This is a genomic window from Nocardioides sp., from assembly GCF_016462705.1.
Classification (GTDB): domain Bacteria; phylum Actinomycetota; class Actinomycetes; order Propionibacteriales; family Nocardioidaceae; genus Nocardioides.
In genome coordinates this window covers 1-9,791 of the sequence record NZ_JAEMSS010000155.1, presented here as the reverse complement: position 1 = coordinate 9,791, position 9,791 = coordinate 1, and the positions used below count along the sequence as shown (strand labels likewise).

12 protein-coding genes are annotated in these 9,791 nt (G+C 72.5%); 9 read left to right on the top strand and 3 right to left on the bottom strand.

All coding sequences use genetic code 11. From position 1 onward, the window contains the following. The 8 genes from JHD21_RS17090 to JHD21_RS17055 form a co-directional block, all read left to right on the top strand. Window positions 1-233 (top strand): citrate/2-methylcitrate synthase (locus tag JHD21_RS17090; protein WP_292677612.1); only part of this gene is annotated, 233 nt, incomplete at its 5' end. Window positions 234-274: 41 nt separating this feature from the next. Then, a complete protein-coding gene (locus JHD21_RS17085) occupies window positions 275-1,408 on the top strand; it encodes an MFS transporter (RefSeq protein WP_292677610.1) in 1,134 nt (377 codons plus the stop codon). Then, a complete protein-coding gene (locus JHD21_RS17080) occupies window positions 1,405-2,019 on the top strand; it encodes an HAD family phosphatase (protein ID WP_292677608.1) in 615 nt (204 codons plus the stop codon). Before JHD21_RS17085 ends, JHD21_RS17080 begins: the two co-directional genes overlap by 4 nt. Before the next feature lie 90 nt (window positions 2,020-2,109). Further along, window positions 2,110-3,342: a low temperature requirement protein A gene (locus JHD21_RS17075; RefSeq protein WP_292677606.1), complete on the top strand. Its 1,233-nt coding sequence runs from the start codon at window positions 2,110-2,112 to the stop codon at window positions 3,340-3,342. 3 nt (window positions 3,343-3,345) lie between these two features. Continuing rightward, the gene (locus tag JHD21_RS17070; protein WP_292677604.1) at window positions 3,346-4,179 is read left to right on the top strand and encodes a ceramidase domain-containing protein; all 834 of its coding nucleotides are present in this window, start codon (window positions 3,346-3,348) and stop codon (window positions 4,177-4,179) included. A 9-nt stretch (window positions 4,180-4,188) separates the two neighbouring features. Continuing rightward, window positions 4,189-4,950, top strand: a complete 762-nt coding sequence (locus tag JHD21_RS17065) for a pyrimidine reductase family protein (protein WP_292677603.1) — start codon at window positions 4,189-4,191, stop codon at window positions 4,948-4,950. After that, complete coding sequence (locus tag JHD21_RS17060; RefSeq protein ID WP_292677601.1) at window positions 4,950-5,465, top strand: flavin reductase family protein; 516 nt, start codon at window positions 4,950-4,952, stop codon at window positions 5,463-5,465. Before JHD21_RS17065 ends, JHD21_RS17060 begins: the two co-directional genes overlap by 1 nt. A 31-nt stretch (window positions 5,466-5,496) precedes the next feature. Continuing rightward, window positions 5,497-5,793, top strand: a complete 297-nt coding sequence (locus JHD21_RS17055; protein WP_292677599.1) for a hypothetical protein — start codon at window positions 5,497-5,499, stop codon at window positions 5,791-5,793. Here JHD21_RS17055 and JHD21_RS17050 read toward each other — a convergent pair. Together JHD21_RS17050 and JHD21_RS17045 are read right to left on the bottom strand one after the other, a co-directional pair. After that, entirely contained in the window at window positions 5,738-7,318 is a 1,581-nt protein-coding gene (locus JHD21_RS17050; protein WP_292677597.1) for a long-chain-fatty-acid--CoA ligase, read from the bottom strand. The two genes, JHD21_RS17055 and JHD21_RS17050, sit on opposite strands and share 56 nt — an antisense overlap. Before the next feature lie 43 nt (window positions 7,319-7,361). Further along, complete coding sequence (locus tag JHD21_RS17045; protein ID WP_292677595.1) at window positions 7,362-8,585, bottom strand: MFS transporter; 1,224 nt, start codon at window positions 8,583-8,585, stop codon at window positions 7,362-7,364. A gap of 62 nt (window positions 8,586-8,647) precedes the next feature. Between JHD21_RS17045 and JHD21_RS17040 the strand changes: the two genes are divergently transcribed. After that, the gene (locus JHD21_RS17040) at window positions 8,648-9,196 is read left to right on the top strand and encodes a MarR family transcriptional regulator (RefSeq protein WP_292677593.1); all 549 of its coding nucleotides are present in this window, start codon (window positions 8,648-8,650) and stop codon (window positions 9,194-9,196) included. Here the strand turns inward: JHD21_RS17040 and JHD21_RS17035 are convergent. Further along, window positions 9,156-9,674: a calcium-binding protein gene (locus JHD21_RS17035; RefSeq protein ID WP_292677591.1), complete on the bottom strand. Its 519-nt coding sequence runs from the start codon at window positions 9,672-9,674 to the stop codon at window positions 9,156-9,158. The genes JHD21_RS17040 and JHD21_RS17035 overlap by 41 nt on opposite strands. Window positions 9,675-9,791 lie beyond the last annotated feature (117 nt).

The window sequence follows — 9,791 nt, the reverse complement described above, 5'->3', positions numbered from 1 at the left end:
TCAAGCGCAAGCTCTACCCCAACGTCGACTTCTACTCCGGCCTGATCTACGAGGCCTTCCAGTTCCCGCCGGAGATGTTCACGGTCCTGTTCGCCATCGGCCGGACGCCCGGCTGGCTCGCGCAGTGGCTCGAGCTGGTGCAGGACAAGGAGCAGAAGATCGCCCGGCCCAAGCAGATCTACACCGGCGACCGGACGCTGGACTTCGTGCCCGCGGCCGAGCGCTGGGCCTGAGCGGTCCGCGGGGGCGCCGCAGCCTCCTGCACACGCCGGGCATGGCGGCGCTGGTCGCCGTCTCGCTCAGTGGGTTCAGCGGGTACGCCGCCCTGCTCGCCGTCGCGCCCGCCTGGGCGGTCGAGGGCGGGGCCAACGAGGCGGGCGCGGGCCTGGTCAACGGGGTGCTGCTCGCGGCGACGGTCGCCACGCAGCTGTTCGTGCCGCGGCTGCTGCGCCGGTACGGCACCACCCCGGTCCTGGTCGCCGGCCTCGTGCTGATGGGGGTCGCCGCGCCGGCGTACGCCGTGTCGGATGCGCTGGGACCGGTGCTCGCCTGGTCCGCCGTGCGAGGCATGGGCTTCGGCATCGTCACGGTGCTGGGCAGCACGATCGTCACCCACCTGGTGCCGCGCGAGCGTCGCGGTGAGGCCATCGGCGTCTACGGGCTGGCCGTGGCGGCGCCCATGGTCCTGCTGATGCCCGCCAGCGTCGCCGTCGCGGACCGCTTCGGCTACGGGTGGGTGTTCGCGGTCGCGGCGCTGCCCCTCGTGGGGGTGCCCGCGGCACTGGCGCTCGGGCGGCGGGTCGACCGCACCGCCTCCGCGTCGGTGACCGACGAGGATGAGGCGCACCTGACCGACGTTGGCACGGTCCGCGCCGTCCTGCGCCCCACGGTGCTGCTGTTCGTGGTGACGATGGCCGGCGGTGCGGTGATGACGTTCGCACCGCAGCTCGGCTTCGGCGGCCTGTGGGCGGCCGCGGCCCTGCTGGTGCTGGGGTCGAGCACGGCACTGGCCCGGTGGCTCGTCGGCAGCGTCGCCGACCGGCGCGGGGCCGAGGGCTTCGTGGTCCCGCTGCTGCTGCTCTGCGCCGTCGGTGTCGGCCTGTGCGTGCTCGCGGTGCGGACCGACCAGGCGTGGCTGCTGGTGGCAGGCGGGTTGGCACTCGGTGTCCCCTACGGCGCGCTGCAGAACCTCACGCTGCTGATCGCGTTCGCCCGCGTTCCCGCCTCGGGCATCCCGACCGCGAGCGCCGTCTGGAACATCGGGTTCGACGCCGGCACGGCAACGGGCGCCGTGGTGGTCGGCTCGGTCGCCGCCGCCTCGTCGTTCGGCACGGCGTTCGGCCTCGTGCTGCTCCTCCTGCTCGTGATGCCCGCCGTCGCACCCCGTCGTCCGGCGGCGGCGCTGTGAGCACCCCCAGCGGCGTGGTCTGGGACCTCGGCAACGTCCTCGTCGACTGGCAGCCGCTCGCCGCGATCGCCGTCGGCGTCGGCGAGGACGAGGCGCGGCGGTTCCTGGCCGCCGACGACTTCGACTTCATGGCCTGGAACCACGTCCAGGACGCCGGCGGCACCTGGGCCGACGGCGAGGACGCCGTGCGCCGCAGCCACCCGCACTGGGAGCGGCACGCGCTGGCCTACCGGGAGAACTTCGCGGCCGCGCTGGTCGGCGAGATCCCCGGCACGGCCGACCTGGTCCGCGAGCTCCACGGCGCCGGCGTCCGGCAGCTGGGGCTGACCAACTGGTCGCACGAGCTCTACCCCCATGCACCGGAGCGGTTCGAGGTCCTCGCGCTGCTGGACGACGTCGTCGTCTCGGGCACCGAGGGCGTGGCCAAGCCCGACCCCCGGATCTACGAGATCGCGGTGGAGCGCTCCGGCCTGCCTGCGTCCGCGCTGGTCTTCGTCGACGACAAGCAGGAGAACGTGGACGCCGCCGTCGCCGCGGGCATGGACGGCATCGTGTTCGCCGGCGCGGTCGACCTGCGGGCGGCGCTCCGGCGGCGCGGGCTCCCCGTGTGACCCTGCGCGAGCGGCGACCAGCACCTTGCCACCGCGACCGGCGGCGCGTGGGGCTGTCTCCACAGGCGCTACGGCCGCCAGAATGAGCCGGTGACCACGACCCGTTCCGCCCGGCCGGTCGAGCGCGACGACCTCGACGAGGCCGGCGTCTCGCCACTGGAGCTGTTCTTCGATCTGGTGTTCGTCTTCGCGCTGACCCAGGTCACGGCCTACATGGCGCACGAGATCGACGCCGGCCACGGCCTGGAGGGTCTGGTCCGCGGCGTCCTGGTGATGATGCTGCTGTGGTGGGCCTGGGTCGGCTGGTCCTGGCTGTGCAACGTCACCGACGTCGAGGCGCCGGCGCTGAAGATGACGATGCTGGCGGGGATGTCGGCGCTGTTCGTGCTCGCCCTGTGCATCCCCGAGGCGTTCGAGGACGGTGACGGCGGGCTGGACGGGCCCCTCGTGCTCGCGCTGGCCTACCTTGCGGTCCGGGCGCTGCACTTCCTGATGTTCTGGCTGGTCGCCCAGGAGGACCCGACGCTGCGCGGTCAGCTCACCCGGTTCGCTCCCACGGTGGCGGGCAGCAGCGTCGTCCTGATCTTCGCCTCGCAGGCCGAGGGCGACACCCAGACGGCGCTGTGGGCGTTCGCCCTGGTCGCGGACTACGTCGGCACCTGGCTCGGCGGGGCGTCGGGCTGGCGGCTGCCCTCCCCGGGGCACTTCTCCGAGCGGCACGGGCTGATCATCATCGTCGCGCTCGGCGAGTCCATCGTGGCGATCGGCGTCGGAGTGGCCGACCTGCCGGTCACCTGGCCGATCCTGGTCGCCGGTGCGCTCGGCCTGCTGCTCGCCTCGGCGATGTGGTGGGCCTACTTCGACGTGAGCGCGCTGATCGGTGAACGGGCCCTGGCCGCGGAGCCGACCGAGACGCGGGCCCGGCTGGCCCGCACGGCCTACACGTTCGCGCACATGCCGATGGTGGTGGCGATCGTGATCACCGCCCTGGGCCTGAAGAAGGTCATGGAGTACGTCGCCGACACCGACGACCACGACCTGAGCGACCCGATCAAGGGCGTCGCGCTGGGCGCGCTGGTCGGCGGTGTCGTGGTCTACCTGCTGGCGCACGTGGTGTTCAAGTGGCTGGTCGCGCGCGAGCTCAACCCCGTCCGACTCGGGGCGGCCGCGCTGCTGCTCGCCGTCTGGGCTCCGTTCTCGGGGGTACCCGCACTCGGGCAGCTCGCGGTCGTCACGGGAGTCGTGGTCGCCGCCCTCGTGGTCGAGACCGTCGTGTTCGCCGAGCACCGGCGCGAGATCCGCACCCAGCATGCCCACCACTAGCGGATGACCTCGCCGCGCCCGGTCGCGCTGGCCGCGGCCACCGCCGTCGTCTCGCTCACGACCCTCGTGCTCGCGGTCCGGTTCGGCTGGCTGGGCGCCGACGTCGACCGCGGCGCGGAGTTCTGCGAGGCCGCCGCCGGCCGGGTCCGCCAGCCGGTCAACACGCTGAGCAACCTCGGGTTCGTGGTGGCCGGCCTGGCCATCGCCCGCGAGGCGTGGCGGCTGCCGGCCGTCGGGACGGCGTACGCCTGCCTGGTCGTCCTGCTCGGCCCGGCCAGCATGGCGATGCACGCCACCGAGTCGGCGCTGGGCGGGCACCTCGACCTGCTGAGCATGTACCTCGTCGCGAGCTTCGCCGTCTCCTACGCCGCGATGCGGGTGTGGCGGCGCGGCCGGGGCTTCATGGCGGCGGTGTTCGCCGCGGCGGTGGCCGCATGCCTGCTCGTCGAGGTGGCCGGCGGCGAGGTGCCGGTCGTGATGCACGCCGGCAACCTGGCCTTCGGCGCGCTGCTGCTGGCCGCGCTGGTCCTCGAGCGGCGGCTGCTGCGCCGTGGGGACTCCACGCTCGACCGGCGGTGGATCCTGGCCGCGGTCGGCGCGCTCGCCCTCGCCTTCGCGGTCTGGAACACCGCCAAGGACGGCTCCCCCCTGTGCTGGCCCGGCTCGGTCTACCAGGGCCACGGCATCTGGCATCTCCTGTGCGCCGTGTCGGCGTACTGCCTGTTCCGGTTCTACGCCAGTGAGCGGCTCCCCCGTGTCGGCCCCGCCCCAGGGCGGCCGCGGACGACCACGCGCGCCGCGAGGCGTGGGCCGAGCGGCGGGCTGACCCGGCTCTAGGGTGAAGCGGTGCATGAGCTGCAGCCCGGCGCACCGGTGCCCGACGCGTTGGCGCCCTACCTGGCCGTCGACAGGTCGACGCCACCCCACGAGTGCTGGGTGACCGCGCACATGGTCGCCGGGCTGGACGGCACCGCGGCCGTCGGCGGTCGGGTCGGTGCCCTGTCGACCGCGCCGGACCAGTCCCTGTTCCGCCGGATGCGACAGATCGCGGACGTGGTGATGGTGGGGGCGGAGACCGTGCGTCGCGAGGGCTACGGGCCGGTACGCCTCGACGAGGCGGCCGAGGCGCAGCGCGTCGAGCAGGGCCGTCCGCCCACGCCGCCCCTCGCGGTGGTCTCTCGTTCGCTGGACCTCGACTGGACCGCGCGGGCGTTCACCGACGCCCGCGAGGACGCCCGCACCTGCGTGATCACCTGCGCGTCGGCCGACCCGCGGCTGCGGGCGCGGGCCGAGGACGCGGCGACGGTGCTGGTCGCCGGCGACGAACGCGTCGAACCGGCAGCGGCGCTGGAGGCGTTGGCGAGCCTGGGCAGACGGGTGGTCCTCTGCGAGGGCGGGCCGACGTGGCTGGGCCAGCTGGTGGCGGCGGACCGGGTCGACGAGCTGTGTCTCTCCATCTCCCCCCTGATGGGCGGCGACCCGCTGCCCGTCTCGGTCACCCCGCCTGGTGCACCGCCGGCGACCTTCGAGCTCAAGAGCGCCATGGCCGAGGAGGACACCCTGTTCCTGAGGTACGAGCGAGCCGGGACCCGAGGAGGGAGAGGCTGATGAGCGACGACGCGTTCGGCACGCTGGTGGCCTCGGCCGACCCACCTCTCATCGTGGTGACCACCTCCGCGGAGGGTGAGCAGGCCGGTTGCCTGATCGGCTTCCACGCCCAGTCGAGCATCAGCCCGCAGCACTACTGCGTGTGGCTGTCCAAGGCCAACCACACCTACCGGGTGAGCCTGCGCGCCGCGCACTTCGCGGTCCACTTCCTGACCACCCAGGACCTCGACCTCGCGGAGCGGTTCGGCACCGTCTCGGGCGAGGAGACCGACAAGTTCGCGGGCCTGGACGTCGACGTGGACGAGCACGGCGTACCCCTGCTCCGGGCCGCCCCGAACCGGATGAGGCTCGAACGCATCGCCGTGCTGGACGACGGCAGCGACCACGTCTGCCTGACGACCCGCGTGGTCTCGGCGGAGACCGCGGGAGACTTCGTGCCGCTGCGGGTCTCCGCCGCCACCCACCTCGACCCCGGTCATGACAGCGAGGAGCGCGCCATCGACCCTGGCAGCTAGGGCACCGGGGCGAGAGCCCACAATGGGGCCGGTGGTGAGCTTCCTCCTGTCCGTCACCTTCGCCTGCGGGCTGCTGATCGCGGTCGCCCACGTCGTCAACCGGCCGTTCGTCGCCCCCGTCTACGACGTGCTGGCCAACCTCACCGCCTTCGGGTGCGCGACCGCCGCGTCACTGCTGCTGGAGCACTGGACCCCGGCACTGCTGTCGGCGTTCGCGGTGCTCTGCTGGCTGGTCCTCGGTCGCCGGACCTACCTCGCGCGCCGGAAGGTGCTCAGTTCACCGCCCGGTCGCGGCCTTCCCAGTAGGGCTTCCGCAGGTCCTTCTTGAGGATCTTGCCGGTCGGGTTCCGGGGCAGGGCGTCGAGGATGTCGACCGACGTGGGGCACTTGAAGTGCGCGAGGTGCTCGCGGCAGTAGTCGATGATCTCGGCCTCGGTCGCGGACGTGTCGGGCTTGAGGGCGACGACCGCCTTCACCGTCTCGCCCCAGGTGTCGTCGGGGACGCCGATGACCGCGCACTCCATGACCGCCGGGTGCTCGGCGAGGACCCGCTCGACCTCCGGCGAGTAGATGTTCTCGCCGCCGCTGATGATCATGTCCTTGAGCCGGTCCTGCACGAACACGAAGCCGTCCTCGTCGACCTTGCCCATGTCCCCGGTGCGGAACCAGCCGTCGTCGGTGATGACCTTGGCGGTCTCCTCGGGCTTGCCGAGGAACCCCTTCATCAGCTGCTCGGTCTTGAGCCAGATCTCGCCGTGTTCGCCCGTCGGCAGGTCCTCCAGGGACTCCGGGTCGACGATCCGCACCTCGACGCCCGGGATGGGCCGGCCGGCCGACACGAGCCGCTCCGGGTGACCGTCGGCGACCGCGGTGCGGTGCTCCTCGGGCATCAGGTGCGTGGCGACCCCGGCGACCTCGGTCAGGCCGTAGACCTGGATGAAGTCCGTGTCGGGCCACGCCTCCATCGCGGCGCGCAGCAGCGGCGGGGGCATCGGCGCTGCGCCGTAGGTGTAGGTCTTGAGCGCCCCGAACAGCTTGACCGCGTCGGGCCCGGCCTGCAGCACCTGGGCGAGGACCGCCGGCACCAGGAAGGTGCGGTTGGCGCCGGCCAGGATCGCGCCCGCCAGGGAGGCCCCGTCGGGATCGCGGGTCATGACCGAGGGGACGCCGTCGTGGATGCCGAAGAGGACGTACGACGACCCGCCGACGTGGAAGAGCGGCATCGCGACCATCGACTTGTCGCCGGGGGCGAACTCCCAGCCGTCGTGGGCGTTGATCGTGTGCGTGACCATGTTGTGGTGGCTGAGCATGACGCCCTTGGGACGGCCGGTCGTGCCGGAGGAGTACATGACCAGGCAGACGTCGTCCGGGGTCACGTCCTCCGGCCGTGAGGTGGGCGTCGACGAGGCGAGCCACGCCTCGTAGGCGTCGCCGTCGGCGCCGTCGGGGGTGACCTCGATGACGGTCTCGACGCTGGTGAGCTGCTCGCGGATCTTGTTCACCGTCGGCATCAGCTCGGTGCCGACGAACAGCACCTTGGCGCCGCAGTCGTTGACCGCGTAGTCGACCTCGTCGCCGGACGAGCGCCAGTTGACGATCGCGTTGGCGGCCCCGAGGGACCCGGCGGCCATCGAGATCTCGACACAGGCCGGGTGGTTCTTGTCGAGGAACGAGACGATGTCCCCGCGGCCGATGCCCAGCGCCTGCAGGCCGCCCGCGGCGCGGCGTACCCGCTCGTCCCACTGCGCCCAGGTGAACGTCCGCGGCCCGTAGGTGATCGCCTCCCCGTCCGGGTTCTCGGCGGCCCAGTGGGCCAGGCGGTCGTCCATGAACTGGGGCGTGGGTGCGGTCATGGCGGCCATCGTGACGGAGGCCACAGCGCGGGACAAGGGTGGGTCAGCCGGAGCGGACGAGCGCGCGGACGTCTCGGGAGAGCAGGGCGAGCAGCGAGGACCCGCCCATCACCGCCGCGACGAGCAGCAGCCAGCGGTCGAAGCCCACCGCCTGGGCGACCGGGCCGGTGACCGCGAGCCCCAGCGGCCGGGCCACGAACGAGCCGACCAGGTCGAACGAGTAGACGCGGGCGAGCTTGTCCTCGGCGACGTTCTGCTGGATCGACAGGTCCCAGTTGACGGAGAAGATCTCGAGCCCGAACCCGTGCAGGAACGCGCCGAGCAGGACCAGCCAGAGCTGGTCGGACAACGCCATCGCGACCGGGAACGCGGCCGTGAGCGACAGGAACGCCGTGCCCACGAACAGCCCGTGTCGCGGCTGCCAGCGCAGGCAGGTCAACCCACCGACCAGGAACCCGGCCATCAGTGCGGCGAGCGCGAAGCCCCAGGCGCTGCGGCCGAGGGAGTCCTCGACCACGATCGGCCCGAGCACGCCCTGCGCCCCGCCGTAGAACAGGTGGTAAAGCAGCGCCTGGCCGATGAGCAGCCACAGCCAGGTGTGCCGCAGCACCTCGCGCAGGCCGTCGCCCAGGTCGGCGAGCAGGGTCTGCCGGGCGCCCTCGGGACGGACGTGCGGCACCCGGAGCAGGGCGAAGCAGGCCGCCGCCACCACGAACGTCGCCGCGTCGACGGCGATCGCCCAGCCGGACCCGACCCCGGCGACGAGCAGCCCGCCCGTCGCGAAGCCGAGGATCTGTGCGCCGTTCTGCAGCACCCGTCGCAACGCGACCGCGGTGCCGAGCTCGTCGGGCGGCACCGTCAGCCGGGTCATGGCCGAGGACGACGGACCGCTGAGCGCGAGCAGGCAGCCGATCAGCACGCCACCGCCGGCCAGGATCGGGATGGTGGCGTTGCCGGTGACGAGCAGCGTCGCCACCGCCGCCTGCACGACGGCGCAGGCGGCCGCGGAGCCCTGCATCATCAGCCGGCGGGCGACCCGGTCGCCCAGCACGCCGCCGAACAGCACGGTGACGACCTCGGCGGTCGCGAACGCTGCGACGACCAGGCCCAGGTCGGAGGCCGAGCCGCCGAGGTCGAGCACGGCGAACGCCAGGGCCACCGGGGTGACGGCCCCACCGAAGGAGCTCGTCGTCGTGCCGGCGACGAGCAGCCGGAACTCCCGGTGCCGGAGCGGGCCCAGACGACCTCGCGTCTCCACCTCGGTCATGGACCCGAGATTACTTCGCTGGCGAACTATTCGTCAACGAACTATCGACTATGCTCCGGCACATGCCGGACGACTGGGCGGACCGCCACGTGGCGCGCTGGCGGGACCACTGGCTCGGCATCGAGTTCGACGACGACATCGAGGCGGTCGTCGTGCGGATGGGCCGGTTGATGAAGCACTTCCGGGCGATGACGGCGGTGGCCCTCGCCGAGGTCGGCCTCCAGGACCACGAGTACGAGACCCTGCACCTGCTGATGATCCGGGACACGCCCGGGCACGCCACGCCGTCCGCCCTGGCCGCCGACCTCGGGATCAGCAACGCCGGCATGTCGGGGCGCCTGGAGTCGATGGAGCAGGCCGGCTGGGTGCGGCGCCGGGCCTCGCTCGAGGACCGCCGGCGGGTGGACATCGAGGTGACCGAGGCCGGTGTCGCGATCTGGCGGGCGGCCATCGAGCTGCGCGGCAGCGAGGAGCAGCGGGTGGTCGGGGTGCTGACGCCCGCGGAGCGCGCCGAGCTCGCCGCCCTGCTCAAGAAGCTGACGCTGAGCGTCGAGGACGTCTCCTCGCGGGCTAGCCCGCGGACACCACCTCGACGGTCTCGCAGTCGATGAAGTAGGCCTCGTCGGACGGCGCCTCGTTGAGCACGACCTGGTCCTCGCCGCTCCCGCAGTCGACGTAGAGGTCGTCGGCCGGGTAGGCGACGACGATCTTGTCGTTGCCCTCCACCGCGAAGACCTCGTCGCCGCCGCGCAGGAAGACCACGTCGTCGCCGGGGCCGGCGCTGACGATGTCGTCGACGTTGTCGAACCCGGTCGAGATGCGGTCGTTGCCCGACTGACCGACCAGGTCGTCGGCACCGGGGCCGCCCTTGACCTTGTCGTTGCCCACGCCGCCGATGAGGTTGTCGTTGCCGGCGTACCCGAACAGGCGGTCGTCGCCCTGCTTGCCGCGCAGGATGTCGCGCTGCGCCGTGCCGTCGATCCGGTCGTCGCCGGGACCGCCGTTCCGGATGACGGCGTGGGCCGGTGCGAGACCGGTGAGGAGGAGCACGGTCAGCGTCGTCGCTGCGGTCACGAGGGTCCGGGTCATCTGCGAACCTTAGCGATCCCCCAGCGGTGTCTCAGGAACATCACAGTCGGGGCGACCACGATCGACAACGTGAACGACACCCAGACCATGCCGACACCGCCGCCCCCGCCGGCTGAA